Source organism: Cypionkella sp. (assembly GCF_034376685.1).
Lineage (GTDB): Bacteria > Pseudomonadota > Alphaproteobacteria > Rhodobacterales > Rhodobacteraceae > Cypionkella.
Genome location: NZ_JAXMJJ010000084.1, coordinates 1 through 16401, shown reverse-complemented (window position 1 = coordinate 16401; position 16401 = coordinate 1). Strand labels below are relative to the sequence as shown.

At 60.9% G+C, this 16401-nt stretch carries 8 protein-coding genes and 1 pseudogene; 7 read left to right on the top strand and 2 right to left on the bottom strand.

Annotated features, from left to right (window positions below; genetic code table 11):
* The first annotated feature begins 45 nt into the window (after positions 1-45).
* The 5 genes from U1A24_RS16065 (at position 46) to U1A24_RS16045 (ending at position 11882) form a co-directional block, all read left to right on the top strand.
* Positions 46-2616 (top strand): PD-(D/E)XK nuclease family protein, encoded by a 2571-nt coding sequence (locus tag U1A24_RS16065; protein WP_322322992.1) that lies wholly within the window; start codon positions 46-48, stop codon positions 2614-2616.
* On the top strand, positions 2609-5749 hold the full coding sequence (locus tag U1A24_RS16060; RefSeq protein WP_322322991.1) for a UvrD-helicase domain-containing protein: 3141 nt from the start codon (positions 2609-2611) through the stop codon (positions 5747-5749). Before U1A24_RS16065 ends, U1A24_RS16060 begins: the two co-directional genes overlap by 8 nt.
* Positions 5749-6939 (top strand): DUF6361 family protein, encoded by a 1191-nt coding sequence (locus tag U1A24_RS16055; RefSeq protein WP_322322990.1) that lies wholly within the window; start codon positions 5749-5751, stop codon positions 6937-6939. Before U1A24_RS16060 ends, U1A24_RS16055 begins: the two co-directional genes overlap by 1 nt.
* A complete protein-coding gene (locus tag U1A24_RS16050) occupies positions 6926-8791 on the top strand; it encodes a phospholipase D family protein (RefSeq protein ID WP_322322989.1) in 1866 nt (621 codons plus the stop codon). Before U1A24_RS16055 ends, U1A24_RS16050 begins: the two co-directional genes overlap by 14 nt.
* Before the next feature lie 94 nt (positions 8792-8885).
* Positions 8886-11882, top strand: coding sequence for a helicase-related protein (locus U1A24_RS16045; RefSeq protein ID WP_322322988.1), 2997 nt, complete (start codon positions 8886-8888; stop codon positions 11880-11882).
* Between the two features lie 400 nt (positions 11883-12282).
* Here U1A24_RS16045 and U1A24_RS16040 read toward each other — a convergent pair whose 3' ends face one another.
* Entirely contained in the window at positions 12283-13719 is a 1437-nt protein-coding gene (locus tag U1A24_RS16040; protein ID WP_322322987.1) for a DUF6880 family protein, read from the bottom strand.
* 202 nt (positions 13720-13921) lie between these two features.
* A complete protein-coding gene (locus U1A24_RS16035; protein ID WP_322322986.1) occupies positions 13922-15478 on the bottom strand; it encodes a D-aminopeptidase in 1557 nt (518 codons plus the stop codon).
* Between the two features lie 207 nt (positions 15479-15685).
* On the opposite strand from U1A24_RS16035, the gene mads1 reads away from it, so the two are divergent.
* Positions 15686-15895 (top strand): methylation-associated defense system helix-turn-helix domain-containing protein MAD1, encoded by a 210-nt coding sequence (mads1, locus tag U1A24_RS16030; RefSeq protein WP_322322985.1) that lies wholly within the window; start codon positions 15686-15688, stop codon positions 15893-15895.
* A pseudogene (locus U1A24_RS16025) lies at positions 15888-16401 on the top strand (restriction endonuclease); the annotation flags it as partial. The gene mads1 and the pseudogene U1A24_RS16025, both read left to right, overlap by 8 nt.

Below are 16401 nucleotides of genomic sequence, written 5' to 3'. Positions count from 1 at the left end.
AGCCGCCTAATGGCATCATAACTTTCTCTGATTCTGGTTGATTGAATGCGCATTGCCCCGTTAATGACCCGCGCGCCGCTGACAGGTGCGCTACGGCCCGTGACCTCAGGTCTGCTGCGCGACGCCTATCTGGTGCCCGCAAGCCAACCCGTTGATCTGCAAAAGCTGCTAACCGGGCGTGTAGCGCCTTGGTCAGACAGCTTTGACGCTGCCCCTGACGCCACAACCCGCGCTGTTGAGACCGCCCTCACCAATGTGATGCGGGCCACCACCGCCCTAAACTTCGACGAACTTACCCCCGAACGCCTCCCAAACTGCCGCGCCCGCACCCATCTGACCGCGTTGCGCGCCCTGTGGCGCGATGCCGATCCATTGCCAGAAGCGCTTTCCACCTTTCGCCATATCCTTGGCGCAGACGCCGCAAGTTGCCTTGAGCCGCTGCCGCTGCTTGGCCCCAATGACGATGCGTTCGCCGATCCGGTCGAGGTCGCACTGGCGGCGGCTCTGATCCGCCACCACGGCACAGCAGCACCTGAACCGCTACCACCGACCGAAAACAAATCCGGCGCACTTAGCCATGTGCAGTCCTACCTAGGCCGGTCAGCCCCGCCAATCGCCCCCGACGACAGCCTGCAGTTTTACGGCCTGCGCGATGCCCGTGCCGAGGCAGATTTTGCCGCCGCCCTAGCGCAAAGCCTTCTGCAGCAAGGCGAAATCTCAGCATCCCGTGACATAGGAGTGCTGGTCCCGGCCACCTCTGGCTATACTGCAGCACTGGCCGAAGCCTTTGACCGCGTTGGCCTGTCGCTGTCCGGCCAGCCCGTCGCGGCCCCGCGCGATCTGCTGGGGGAATTGCTGTCCGCCCTGCTGGCAGTCCTTGAAGGCCCCGCCGCACGCACCGCACTGGCGACACTGCTCTCCTCGCCGCTGATGCCTTGGCCCCCCGAGTCCGGCCGCCACATGGCGCGTGAGGTCATTGACCGCGGCTGGTCGCGCAGCGCCACAACTCTGACTGGACCGGAACGCAGCCTGTTCGATGCCTTCCGCGCCGTCACATCGCCCGAACAACTGATCGCACGGCTGTTCTCGGTCGCCGCCGCCTTGCCCAACCTGCCACTTGCACCGCGCGTAGCCGCGATCCGCGCAACCCTTGGTGATGATATAGACTGGCCCCTGTTGCACCGCATGGTAGCACCCTTGCCGCAACAGCCCGAAACCCCTGCCCCTTTCGTCGAAGGCGTCAGCCTGTTTGACGCCGACAGCCTGCCATGGCGCCCGGTCCGCCATCTGATCGTGCTTGGCCTGTCAGGCGCAAACTGGCCGCGCCCTGCCAGCAACAGCCCAATGTTCACCGAATCCGAGATTGCCCTGATCCGCCGCGACACCGGACTTGGTCTGTTCGGTCGCCAACATCACCTGGCACGCGGCTTGGAACTGTTCCGCCGCCAGCTTGGCGCGGCAAGCGATGCGGCCACCCTGCTTGTGCCGGCCCGTGGTCTGGATGGCAAAGCGCTGTCGCCCTCAACCGGCCTTGCGCTGATCGCGCACCTGCTGGGCCAAACCGACCCCGCGCGATTGATCCGCGATCTTGCCGCCGAACCGTCCGCCAGTTGGCCTGTGCGCAGCACCGCGATCACCCCGCTGCCAAACGGCGGCGCACCCGCACTGCCCGCATCAGGCAAGCTGCACCTTGACGGCGATCTGCTGCGCCTGCGCGAGAAAGACACGCCTGTCCCGCAATCTCCCTCGCGTCTGGAAACCCTCCTCTACAGCCCGCTTGCATGGCTGCTGGACGAGTTGGGCGCAAAAGACCGCACTTGGGCGCCTGAAACCTTGGATGTGCTGATCCTAGGATCGCTGATCGGGCGGGTGCTGGAAGACCTGTTTCCCGCTGCAGCCCCGCTTCCCGATGATGCCACCCTGACCACCGCCACCCCCATCGCGCTGGACCAAGCCATCGCCAGCGTGGCGCCTTGGCTGACCGGCCCGCAATGGACGGTAGAGCGTTCTGGGCTGGAATGTGAAACCCTGTCGAGCGTTCTGGCATGGGCGCGCTTCCTGCGCGGTAGCGGCGCTGTGGTTCTGGGCAACGAGATGGATCTGGCAGGCGAACATGACGGCCTGCTGATCGCCGGACGTGCCGATACGCTTTTGCAGCTTCCAGATGGCAATCTACTATTGATCGACCACAAACGCTCTGGCGCGCGCGGGCGGCGCGATCGCATGTTCAAGGCTTGGGATCTTCAGGTGGCGCTTTACCGCGCCATGCTGCAACGCCCCAGCGTCCAAACCGATCTGACCCGGCAAGTGGCGCAAGGCCGCCCGCCGATCACCGGCTACCACACCACGCTTGACAGCACCGTGCTGGTCGAAAGCGCGGGCGCGGGTATTCCGGGGGCCGAAGTCGTCGCCGAAGATATCTCGGGTGCTGCGATGGCGCAGCTTGTCAAACGGGTGGCCGAGGTTGGCATAGGCTCCATTGTCTTGAACAGCACAGGCGACGCCAAACGCTTCGACAAAGACTGCGGCATCAAAGCCTATGCCCTGCGCGACAACGCGCTTTTGCTGGCACTGATGCTGCCAGAACAGGATGACGAGGAGTTTGATGATGAGTGATGGTTTAACCCTTGTGCCCGCCGGTGCAGGCGCAGGCAAAACATGGCGGATTGAAAACACCCTTGCCGACTGGGTCGAGGCGGGCAAAGTCGCCCCCGGTCGCATCCTTGCCGTCACCTTCACCGAAGCCGCCGCATCGGAATTGCGCGGCCGCATCCGGGCCGAGCTGATGCAGCGTGGCCGGGTTTCAGACGCGCTGGAAATCGACCGCGCTTGGGTCGGCACAATCCACGCGCTTGGCCAGCGCATCCTGACCGAACACACCTTCGCCGCAGGTCGCTCTCCCGACAGCCGCCTTGTCACCGAGGCCGAGCGTGATCTGCTGATCAGGTTGGAGCTGACCCGCTCTGAAAGCCTTGCACCCGTGATGCGCGATCTGGCGCGCTTTGGCTATGCTTGGAATCCGATGACCGAAAGCACAGCCGAGGATTGCTTTCGCAGCGATCTGCTGCGCACCATCGACATCTTGCGGGGCTTGGGCGAGCGTGGCCAGAACCCCGACATCCTTGCCCAGGCGCTGGCACAGCTTGACGCGGGCTATGGCGCAACTCAAGCCCCCGAACCGCTGACGCAAGCGCTTGTGCTGGCCGCAAAAGATCTATTGCAAGCTTTCCCGAATTCGCTGGCACAAATCGCCGGAAACACCGCTGCACGCACGGCTTTCGCCCGCGATCACACCAACCTGCGCCGCGCGGCCTTCAACGATGCCCTCACACGCGATTGGAAACTGTGGCAAGCCCTGCGCAAATTGCGCCAGACCAAACCGCTGCCACCCGGTTATGATACGCTTTCCAGGCAAGTGATTGAGGCCGCCGACGGCCTGCTGCACCACCCCGGCCCCTTGGTCGATGCCCGCGCGCATCTGCAAGCGCTGGTCGTAGGCGCGCAAGAAATCCTCAGCTCCTACGCCAGCGCCAAACGCCGCGCAGGTCTGGTCGATTACGCCGACATGATCACCGAGGCCGAAGCCCTGATCCGTCTGCGCCCCGAAATCCTGAGCGCCGTGCTGGGTGAAATCGACTGCGTGGTGATCGATGAATTTCAAGACACCAATCCGGTGCAGTTCGCCCTGCTCTGGCGATTGGCCGAAGGCGCGGGCCGCGCGTTGATCGTGGGCGATACCAAACAGTCGATCATGGGCTTTCAGGGCGCAGACGCACGACTGTCCACCGCGCTACAAACGGCGCACCGGGAAATGGTTGATCCGTTGACGCACAACTGGCGTTCGGTCCCCGAAGTCATGGCGCTGGTCAACGCGATTGGCCCGGCGCTGTTCCCCGAAGGCTACGGGCCGCTGACCCCCAAACGCCCCTCGGCAGGCACCGTGGCGCTAGAGGCAATAGCCCTACCCTCAAGTTGGGCCGACAAGAAAAACCATGCCCCCGACTGCATTGCCGACCGGGTGGCGAGCATTCTGGCGGGTGGCGAGATGATTGTGGACAAGGCCAGCAAAACCCTGCGGCCCGTGCGCGCCTCCGACATCGCCGTGCTCTGCTACACCGCTGCGAATTGCGGCAGGGTCGGCGATGCTTTGCGCGCCCGCGCGGTCCCGGTGCGCATTCAAGCGCAGGGCTGGCTGACAGCCCCTTCCACCCAAGTCGCGCGCTATGCCTTGGCCTTCGCTGCCGATCCCGATGATCTGCACGCAGCCCTTGGTTGGCTGATGCTCGGCCCCGCCCAGATGCCCGCCGAAGATGCTTTGCGCAATGCGGTCGAAGGCGTGCTGCCCACCCATGCAACCCTTTCTGCCTTGGCGGCTGTGGGTGCCGATTGCAGCGTTGCAGAGGCTTTAGCCCGTATCATCGCGCTGGCTGGTCTGCGCGACTGGGCGCTTGGCCTCGCGGAACCCGAGCAGGCGCTGGCCGATCTTGCCCGGCTTGAAGCCGAAGCGCAGACCTTTGACAACATGGCCGCCGAGCTGAAAGCAGCCGCCGGGTTTCATGGCACCGGCGTGCAGATATTCCTCGGCTGGATCGCCGCCCAAACCGACAAGGATTGGGATCGCCACCCCGACCCCGATGGCTGGACCGCCAGCGGCGTCGAGGTGTCAACCTGGCACGCCGCCAAGGGGCGCGAATGGCCGATCACCATCGTCGCCGGACTGGATTTCAAATTCCCCGAACGCCCCGGCTCTTTGCGGGCCGAATTCGACAGCTTCGATGATCTCGCCCATGTGCTTGACCACGCGGGCCTTGACTGGTTGCCAAATCTGGCAGCACCCGAAAAACAGCAAATCTACGCCGATCAACTGATTGCCGTCGATGAAGACCGCGCCGCCCGCGCGCTTTATGTGGCCCTGACCCGCGCCCGTGATCGCTTGGTCTTGGTGTTGCCGTCAGAGCCGTCAAAGCCAAAAGACCGACCAACCCGCATGGTTGACCTGCTGCGCGTCCGCAGCGGGCTGACGCTTGGGCCGGGAAACATCACGATTTGCGGCGAAACCCTGCCCTGCCGCATCACTTACGAGCCGAAAGACCGGGATTTCCCGCTGCCCGATCTGCCGCCACAGCAAACCCGGCACCGCTTTGGCGCCGCCGAAACGGCCCTGCCGTCCGTGCGCACCCTGTGGCGGCAGCAACCCTCATCGCTGTTGCCGCAATCACTGCAAATTCCCGCGCTGCAGCACATCGACCTCGGCGCGCGGGTTGGCGGCCAGCGCGATGGCTTTGCGCAAGCCACCGAGCGTGGCAGCGCGTGGCATCTCGCCTTCCGCTGCTTGGTCGAGCGACCTGATCTGTCACAGCAACTTGCAGCCGCCACCGGCCTCAGTCAAGGAACGCTCCACCAGATCGACGCGCAGGCAAAAGCCCTGCGCAACTGGCTGACAGCAGAAGGCTACGACCAGTTGCATTTCGAGCTTCCCCTGCAACAGCGATTTGCCGATGGCTCCGAAATCAACGCGATAATCGACTGCCTTGCCGAAGGTCCGGCAGGGGTGCTGATCCTTGATCACAAATCCGGCCCCTGCCCCGATGCGGCCGTGCGCTTCGCGGGCTACCTGCCGCAACTTGCCGCCTATGCAGAACTGATCGCGCGCCTTTGGCCAGACAAACCCCTGCGCGGCATTGCAATTAACTGGATGAACGAGGGCCGTCTTTCCATCGCCCCGCTGCCCGAGATGGAGAAAGCTTGATGTCCTTTCTGGCATGGATCGACTTCGACCAAGCAGACCGCGACCGCACACGCCGGATCATGGACCTATTTGGCACCGAAGAATCACGCGATGAACTGGGTCTCGGCAGCATCCGCGATGCCTTGGCTGATCTGATGTTTCCGGGCACCAGCGTAATTCAGACCCGCTTGCGCTATATGCTGTTCGTCCCGTGGATTTTCCGCCTCGCGGCCTCCCGGACAGGCAGCGCCGCAGCACGGCTTGATTTTACACGCGGGTATGAGATCCGACTGATCGATGCCCTGCTTGCCGGCGGTGAGACTACTGGCATCATCGGCAGTGAAGCCCGCGCGCAGCTGAAGCGCCTGCCGAGCGACGTTTACTGGGCGGGCCTGCAACGCTGGGGCGTCCGTGCCGAGCCGGGCAGCCGGGCCGATTGTCTTTCTCTGCCGCCGGATAGTCCGGCTTGGATTTCAGGATTGCCCGATATGCCTGACGAAATGCCCCCAGATCCGGCAAATTTGAAGCCATGCGACTTCATTCTGAGGTCCGAAGAGGCTAGCTTCTTGAAGGATCGGCTGGTTATCACTGCCTCAGAAACGCTGCTAACAACTCTGGCGCTCTCGGGATGGCGACCGACCTACACCGAGGGCAAGTTGGATGTAAGTGCGGTTTGGCTGCACTCTGACCGCCCCAATTGGTCAGCCCGCAATCGCGGCATCGTCACCCAGGCCGAGAGCTTTGCCCGGGTCATGCGAGGGGCTTCACTGCTCTACAATCTGGTGTTGGCAGAACAGTCCGCCGCCGCGCAAGGGGCAGAGAACAGCCAATGGCGTGATCTGGTGGCTCTTTACCGCCAATCCTTGACCGACTGGCAGGAGGATCTGCGCACGCTTTCCATCTCAGATTGGAAGCTTACAGAACTCTGGACACTCGCCGAAGACACCTCCCACCGCATCGCACCCTTGACCATGCGTTTTGTCGGCGATTGGCGCGAGATCGCGCTGAGAAGCGTCGGGGCCGTGGCCGACCTTTCCACTGCCCGGTCTTTGGTCGAGATGCGCGAAATACGCCTCAAGGGCTCAAAGTCGCGCCTCCGAAACGCCTCAGCTCTTTCCCGATGGAACGGGGCGTCGGGCGCTGGCCTGCTGACCTATCGCTGGAGCACCGTCGCCAGTCATCTCGGGGACCTTGCCAATGTCGCAGGATAATGCCGCGCTCGATCCCGAAAACCGGGCGATATATTCCGAGATCCTGCGTGCGCCGCCGGGATACGGGCTCGATGCCGCCGTTGCTACGACTTATTCGCTGGATTTCGAAACCGCGCTCGTCATCCCCGCTACGCTAGCCTTTCAGGCCGCTGAGAGCAGGCAACAGGTTCTCGACACTCCGCTGGCTCTGCTTGAGGGGCTGGAACGCCTCGCCGGGCGGATCGTGATCTTTTGCGAGGCCGGGCGGATCAAAGCGCTGCCCACTCAAGCGAGCCGATTGACCGCTCTTCTTGAAGACACAATCACTGAGGTCCTCGCTCCCGCTGGCGGGGCATTTCACCCCAAACTTTGGGCGCTACGATTCACGACGCTGCAAGGCGACGGCCCGCCGCTTTTGCGGCTAGCGCTGCTGTCGCGCAACCTGACCACAGATCGCAGTTGGGATCTGTCTCTTTGTCTAGACGGTGCGCCCGGCCCTAGACCCGAGCCGGGCAATGCGCCAATAGCAGAGCTGTTGCGCCGTTTGCCCGATCTTGCCTCGGGTCGCACCACACCACCGCGTGCCCGCGCGATTGCCGCTACCCTAGCCGATGACATTGATAGGGCGATCTGGACTCTGCCAGCGGCGATGCGCGAAATTAGCTTTGCCGTCAACGGTCTGGGAAGTGCCGTTTGGCGACCTAGAGTCGGACGCAAGCTCGGGATCATCTCACCTTTCCTATCAGCCGATGCACTTGAAATCCTAAGCCGAGGCCTCGCCCCCGAGGATGCACGCCTTCTGTCGTGTAGCGAAGAACTGGCACTGTTGCCCGAAGCAACGCTCGCACGGTTCGGACAAGTCACCGTGCTGGACGAAATCGCCGAAACCGAGGATGGCGAAGATACTACCCAACCCGCAGTCCGCGGGACCCCGGCGGTTGGGCTACATGCCAAGGCCTTTGTCACCGAACGCTATTCAACGACGGAAATCACGCTGGGTTCTGGCAACGCGACCGCTGCGGCACTGCTGTCGGGTGCAAATTTAGAAGTGTTTGCCACTCTGTCAGGCCCATCCCGACTGATTGGAACCGTCGAGGATCAATTGGCACCCGAGCGGCTAGGCCGCTTTCTGCGCCCCTTCCAGCCGTTTCCAGCCACCGAGACGCCGGCTGAGGCCGCTGCCGAACTTGCTGCAGAGGCGCGACTAGATTCCGGGCGGAAGGCATTGGTGCGCTGTGATCCCGTTCTACGCTGCAAAGTAGATTTTGACGGGCTTATAGAACTGACCTTGACCTCCGCCCGTTCGGCTCCTCTGCCACAAGGGGTGAGCTTGACACTTTGGCCCCTCGCCATTGGCGCGATGCATGGGATCACCCTGTCCGGTGGACTGACGCGCGGAACACATGGGTTGGGGCGCATCGCTCTGCGCGATGTGACCCGTTGGCTAGGTGTCCGGCTTGAGGATAGTGCCACCGGGAAGGAGCAGATATTCTCGCTTGGAACAAGTCTGCGGGATCTGCCTGAGACGCGCAGCGCCGAGATCCTGCGCACTATCGTCGAAAACCGCGAGGCTTTCTTGCGCTATATCCGGCTGCTCCTGGGTGACACAACCGAGGCAGCCAAGGCGATCTTTGCAATGAGTAAGGGCGGGGCTTTCTTCGGCATGGCCGGATTTGCCGAGGATGCACCAATCCTTGAGGACATGGTGCGTGCTCTGTCTGGAGACGGCCGCCAACTTGGCGATATTGCGCGACTGATTTCGCGCCTCAGAGATGCAAAGGACGCCAAGGGCGATTCCGTGATCCCTGAACGCTTTGTCACGCTATGGCAGGTGTTTGAACAAGCTTTGCCAAAAGGAAAACACCGTGGCTGATGGCGCAGACCTGCCCCCGTTTAATTCTGGCCCGGCGCTTGCGCCCCTGAAGGCCTTTCAACGCGCTACGGTTGAGCATGCGTTTCGGCGCTTGATGACCGACCACGACTCGGTGCGCCAGTTCCTCGTGGCGGATGAGGTTGGATTGGGTAAGACTATGGTTGCCCGAGGAGTGATCGCTCGCACGATCGAGGCGCTTTGGGACAAGGTGCCTCGGATTGATATCATCTACATCTGTTCGAATGGCGCAATTGCAGAGCAAAACTTGGCGCGACTGAATGTGATGGAAGATGCTGCGCAGGTCCTGCCGACGCGGTTGACATTGCTGCCCTTGGAACTGGGAAAACGTGACAGCCTGCGCAACAATAAAGTGAATTTCATCAGCCTAACACCCGGCACGACCTTCGATCTTAAATCCTCAGGCGGTCTGGCGGTAGAACGTGCGCTGCTCCTGCGGCTGCTGGCGGACATGCTGCCGAGCGATTTGGGGCCTATCCATCTGTTTCAGGGCTGGTCTGGCGATGCAGGCTGGGCATGGGAGCGAAAGCGCATCGCCGAGGCTCCGGTGGACCAAGATATCGCCGAAGGGTTTCGCGCAGCGGTTAAGGCGGAACCCGGTCTTCTCGATCAGATTACGGCCCTCGCCGAAAGATTTCGCACGACCAGCCCCGACGCCAATGTGCGTCGCGACCGCGAGACGATAATTGGAAAGTTGCGAGGTATGCTGGCCCGGACTAGCGCCGCAGCGTTAGAGCCGGATCTGATTATTCTTGACGAATTCCAGCGTTTTCACGGTCTTTTGCATGATGACAGCGAGGCGGCAGATCTGGCCCGCCAACTGTTTGATTTCACCGATGCGGCGGGCAATGCCACGCGAACCCTACTGCTGTCCGCCACGCCTTACAGGATGTTGACCTTGGCAGGAGACGAGCCAGACGCTGGCGATCATTACAATGAGTTCCTTGAGGTGCTGGAATTTCTTTTCGGCAAGGCCGAGGGCAAGACACGGCGCGACGAGATTGCTACGGAAATGCACCGTTTTCGCACGGCGATGCAACTCCTGCCCAAAGGCTTCGATGCAGCCTATGATCTGAAGCAAGGCATAGAGAACAAGCTGCGCCGCGTCATCGCGCGAACCGAGCGCGTTTCGGAAAGCACCGATAGAGACGCCATGGTGCGCGAGATCCGGCACGAAATCGACCTCCGCCCTGAGGATCTACTGGAAGCCCGCGCCATCGCGGCTGTTGCCAAGGCCGCCAACGCCCCCGGCACTGTGGAATATTGGAAATCCGCGCCTTATCTTTTGAACTTCATGCGCGACTATAAGTTAGCAGAGCACATCAAGGCGCAGTCCACTGGACCTGATGCAGCCCTACGCGATGCTATGCGCGCCGCACGCCGCTGCAATTTGGACCGCGACAAGCTGGACAAATACGCGGCTTTGCAGATCCCGAACGGCAGGATGCGCAAACTGATGGAGCTTGCGAGTGAAAATGACTTAAACCGACGGCTTTGGATGCCGCCCGCCCTGCCCTATTTCGGCAACGCGCTTCGGGCGAGCAAGATCCTCGTGTTTTCGGAATGGTCGATGGTGCCCAATGCGATCGCGGCCCTGCTGTCGTATGAATCAGAGCGTCAACTGGGTCTAGGCGAAGGTAAGCACGGCTATTTCGATTTCACCCGCCCAAGGCCTTTGCAGTTCCGCGAGGCGCAGGGCCGAATGGCTGGCCTCCGTGCTCTGCAACTGGTTATCCCCTCACCAACCCTTGCCAAGCTTATTGATCCGCTGACGCTGCATCTAACCGCGCGGCCTGCCAGTGCCGATGCCATGCGACGAGCAGCCATGGAAACGCTCGTTGCCTCTGCACCCGACATCAGCATGGACGTCGCCGATTGGGCAGCGCCTGCAGCGCTCGATCTACAATTGACCAGCTTTCGTGCGTGGCTTTCAGGCCCTGCCGTGAGCCAGATCGGCGACGAAGAATCTTGGCCCGGACATCTCACCGTCTTGAAGCTGGCGGCCAATGCTGGGTCGAGGAAGATCCATGCTGATACCGCACTCATTTCGCATCTCGTCGAAGTGGCACTTGGCAGCCCGGCGACTTGCGCGCTGCGCGCTCTATCGCGCGTGTGCCCTGAGTTGCAACTGGACCATCCCGCGTTACTGTCTGCCGCAACGCGGATCGCCATGGGTTTTCGCACGCTCTTCAACCAACCCGAAGCACAATCCCTGCTGCGCGAGGAAAGCGCCGATTTCTACTGGCGCGCGGTGCTGCGCCATGCCGTAGAACACGACTTGCAATCCGTGCTAGACGAATACGCCCATGTTTTGCTGGAATCCGAGGGTCTGCTTGGCCACTCCCCCGAAAAGAGACTTGCAGGTCTGGCCGAACGTATCGTCGAGGCACTAAGCCTGCGCCCTGCGCAGATAGAGGTGAATGACTATCATGTTGGGCGTCGTCGCATAAGCAACGCCGTGCTGAAAATGCGGGGCCGCTTCGCCATGCGGCTGTCCAACAAAGGGGAAAGCGAAGATGGCATTCTGCGCACGGGCATCGTGCGAACCGCTTTCAACTCGCCGTTCCGCCCCTTTGTTCTCGCCTCCACTTCGGTTGGACAAGAGGGCTTAGATTTCCACCCCTATTGCCATCGCCTCGTTCATTGGAACTTGCCTCCGAATCCGGTTGACATGGAACAGCGCGAAGGCCGCGTCCACCGCTACAAAAATCACGCTGTGCGACTGAACCTAGCCGAAGGCTTCGCCTCGACTCTAAGGGTCGACAACTCGGCAGACCCTTGGGCTTTTATGTTTGCACTCGCACATGTCCAAGCCACTCGACCCGGTGATCTTGAACCGTTTTGGCTGCTAGAGGGACCGAACCATATCGAGCGTCACATTCTGTCGCTCCCATTTAGTCGAGAAGAAACCCGTCTTTCTTGGCTAAAACGGTCCGTTGCAATTTACCGCTTGGCCTTTGGTCAACCGCGACAAGACGATTTATTGATCTTTCTGGAGGCCCTAGCTGAGAATTTTCCCGCGAACAAACTTGCAGAACTGCAAATCAACCTGCGCCCGGAAAATCAGTTATGAACTACCGCGATTGCGTCGGCGGCCGGATCTTGATCTGATGATGTGACCGCCCCCCGACGGGATCAAAGTGCCAAGGTGGGGCGGCACCGTCCAAACTGCCCTCCCGACACCGCGCACAGCGTGGCGGCAGCAACCGTAGTCGCTTTTGCCACCAGCACAGCCGAATTTACCCGAGCTGCAACATATCAACCTCGGCGCGCGGGTTTCCTTCGCGCCAAAGCTCAGCGCGCCAGGCGATGGTTTTGTTCGGGGATCGAGGTGCAAAGCTTGAACTCAAGGACACGCGCCCATTTAAGAGTAACGTGGTGATAAAAGAGATCCTTGATCTCGCCATTCAGCTCAAGGTTGATCTGATCTGATCAGGCCACTCTATGGGCATGGCTCAATATGAGCCATGGCATCAAGCAAAGTGCGCCCAGAAGCCCGTCTTGCGGCCATGGTCGCGCTTCAAATGGGCGACGTAGGCAGCATGCCGTTCTAAGGTTCCGTAATCCTCGATCTGGCTGGCCAGCGCATCGCATTCGGCCAGATGGCGCGCCGCGTGCTGGTAGCGGCTGGATTTTCCGGCGTTCAAGGTGAAATCGATCATCGCCCGCAAGGCCAGTGTGGCTGCCAAAGGAAAGCGCGCGGCCAAGACTTCTGCTGCCGGAGTCAGGATTTCATAGTGATCGCCGTCCAGCTCGGTGAATCGCTGTTGAACCAGCTGCGCAGCCCGGTCCAAGGCGGGCCAGCGGAGCAGAAATTGCAGCGCCGAGAGTGCTATGGGATAGGCCATTGCATAGGCCATGGCCCGGTCCTCGGCGTCGATATCCTCGAAATCGGGAAGCCGCTTCAGAAAGGCGCGCAGGTAGTCAGGCGAGAGATCGCGCTCGAAACAGGCCCAACGGAAAGCCTGCGCCTCGTCGTTGCGATCAAGCGCCTCCAGCACTTCGAGGCGGGCATCCTGCCATTCGTGCGGCATCCAGCGGCTCTTGTCCACCTCGGCCCGCTCAACAAACCCCAGCGCATCCCCTGCCCTGCCCGTGGCCAGCAGACGCGCCGCAATTTCGGCAGCGATCTTCGGCACCTTGCGCGTGGCGGGATCGTATTGGGCGATGAAGGCATCCACGTCGCCCATCGCATCGGCGATGTCCTTCAGCGCCATACGCACCAAGCTTTGCCGGGCGCGTTCCTGCATCTGATGCACATAGGTCGCGCCGCCCAGGCCATAGCCCACCGCCTCCCATTCGGTTTTTGGGGGCACAGGCACCGGCGTTGCGGCCAGCACCTCAATCCGCTGCTTGAGATGGCCAAGACCCTCGGCCCCCAAGGCAGGCGTCAGGATGGCGATCAACCCGTCATATTGGCCATAGCCATTGTCGCGCAGGGCCTCAATCGCCGCATCGGCCAACGCCTCGGGCGGCGTTCCGGCGGCAAGTGCGATCTCGCCCAGTAGCACGCAGGCATCGTGAAAGACGCCAATGACGATGCCGCTGCTGTCGTCGCACCGCTCGAACAGCGGCGTGGCGATCTGCATGAAACGCCAGGTTAGCGCCAGCGCCTCGGTCGGGTCGGCGGGTGCAATCTGCTCCTTGATCGCCCGAATCTGACTTTGCAGATCGGTGACCAGTGGCTTGCGGTTTTGCCAGTTCACAAAGCTGCGCGCTCGCGCGATGCTGGTCAGCCGCTTGGCCACTTCGCGCCCCGCTTCTTTCGGGCTTTGCGCCCCGGCCAGTTCCAGCCGCAAGCGTCGTTTGGCCACCGCAGAGCCAGTGCTGATCTCGATCAGCAGGTCGGCCAGACGGGCAGCACCGAGCGTCTCGAGATTCTTTGCATTGAGGGTCGACTTCGATGCCATTGGAAATCCGTAATGGTTCAGCCGCACCCTATTAGCGGTCAAGGTTGAGCGAAATACCAATACCAATTCAACAACGGAAACCAAACCCGAGAAACAACTCGTTGAAATGGAGGCACTTTAGCACTGCATCTTGCGGCATTCGGCAAGTCTAAACGGTGAAACTAAGCAGACAGGTTGTTTTGGCGCAACCCATCAAACTTGCTCAGACACGCTGATAGACAATTTCGCGGGCCAGCCAGCATCCTAAAATTAGCCCGTCGATCGCACCTTTGGTATCTCGCTTTATCATCATCGTCCAGTCACCCGGCGCAGGCGCATCCATTGATCTGCGGGTGGCGACTGTCCACACATCAAGGCCAGCGGGGGCCATTCGCTCCATCCGACCACTGCGCAGCAGGCCACTGAACCGCGCATAAACCGCGCCGTCCCGCGCCACAATTTCCATCGTGGCTTCTAACTCGGCCGACTGATATTGCCCGGCAATCTCGACCGCGTTGGCGCTATCCATAACCGCCAAAGGCAGCAATGTGGCTTCGGTGTTGTCCTTAGCGCGCTTCAGGGTCAAGCCAGTCGCCGTTCGCGCAAGCACCACCCCCGGCGAAGTCAGCGTGCCATCGGCGGCCAGCGTTAGGCGCTCGACCGAAGTGGCATGGCGTAGTTTGGCAGAGTTGCGCGCACTTTCCACGCGTGTGAGCAACCTATTCGGGCCAATCCACTGGCCATCCCAGCCGTCGGGCAACGGCGGCTCGGCCGGAGCTTTTAGGCCCATCGCTGCATGAACCAAAGCCTCTGCGGCGCCATGTGCATCTGCCTCGTGGTTGAACATCACCACTACTGACAACCGCGCCGCGCGGGCATTCAACCGATGCGCCCGGAACCCGCGTAGGGCACCGCCATGGCCGGTGAATTCAAGTTCGGAGATCGTTTCGCGGGAAAGCCCATAGCCATATGCGGCAGGCTTGCCATCGGCGAAACTCGGTGGCACCGAAGCACGCCGGTAAAGGCTGCTTTCATCGTTGCGCGTGGCATCAATCCAAGCCTCATACGCGAGCATGTCCAAGAGCGAGGCTGAAATCCCTGCATCGCCCACCCAATAGATTGCATTCTCAGCGGGAAAAAACCCGGTCTCTTCGCTGCCCTCATAACCTACCACACCGTCTTCCGGGCGGCTGGTGTCCGCGGTTAACACGGCGGTTTTCATCTGGGCCGGACCCCAGATGTGCTGCTTGTAAAGCACATCTAGCGCCAAGCCGGTTTCGGACTCGATCATCTCGGACAAGATGCGGAAGTTGCAGTTGCAGTAAGAGTATTGCGTGCCGGGCGGGAAATGCCCGGTCTTCATTCGCGCAATCAGCGGCAGCGCATCCTCGCGCCGGAACGGCTGTTCAGCAAAAGCACCCTGCAAAACCGTCAAGGCCCAGTAGTCGCGTAAGCCCGACTGGTTGTCGCACATCTGTTTGACGGTTGGCAGCAGTCCCGTAAACTGCGGCAAGAATGCAGCGACTTTGCCATCCAGCTTGGCAGGCTCGCCCATTGTGGCCAAAAGCACCTGACAGGTGAATTGCTTAGAGATCGAGCAGATCGGCAGACGCGTGCCGGTGGTCATTGGCTGCGCGGTATCAACATTCGCATAACCCCACGCGCGGGCAGCAATCACCTTACCATCCAACATCACCCCTGCCACGCCACCGGGGCCGGGATAGAGCTTGGGCAGCTTATCAAGGGCTGCAGTCACGTCATCAAGGTCGATCTTCGTCATGGCAGGTCACCTGTTGGCATGTTGAGAAACCGACGGTCCCATCTTGGCATCGCAGAATACCTATGACCATCCGCTGAAGCTGGGGTTTGTGTGCAACTCGATAACAATATTTCGCAGCTGTCGGCGCAAACCGCAGCAATCATACCCTAGTAAAGTCTGGAAAAGTCTGCCAGCCTTTGTCTGAATATTTTGAAAGGGAGCAGGTCCATGTCTGACCCTATTCTCACTTTGCCAGAGGTCGCTGTTTTGTTGAAGGTTGCAGAGAAAACCGTCTATACGATGGCGCGCGGCGGCCAGATTCCGGCATTCAAGGTCCGCGGTCAATGGCGATTCAAGCACGACGATATTGATCGCTGGATCGATGAGCAGAAGGCATCGATAAAGGGAAACCTCGGAAAAGGTGCCGTGGATGTCTGAGCAGTTCTTCGAAAAACCGATTCTGAATTCCCCTTATGCGTATCCGGGCAGGCATTGGGAACTTGATCCGGATGGTCAGCCGACGAACCGCATCCTGGATAGCCGTCGGCGCTCGGATCTCATCACACCTGTTCCAAAAACCAAAAAGCAACGGCAGAACACGAAACAGGGCGCCCTGCTGCTTGGCGCCAATGACGATCTTTCGACGACGGGTCAGGAATACAACCCCACCCCAATCATCAATGAAGTTCGGGGCTATGTTGAAACTTGGCGCGGCCTGCCAAACCCTGATCAATGGCTGGTGACGCCGGAGACGGTGCGTCTGCTGCAACACTGGAGACACCACAAATTCGAGGGCATTCGCCCATTCTTCTGCCAGATCGAAGCTGTGGAAACCGCCATCTGGCTGACAGAAGTCGCGCCCAAGATGGGACCGCGCGTCGCCAAGTTCTGGGCCCACATCAAAGGGGCAAATGAACAGGCTAACCCGGAACTGACGCGCCTTG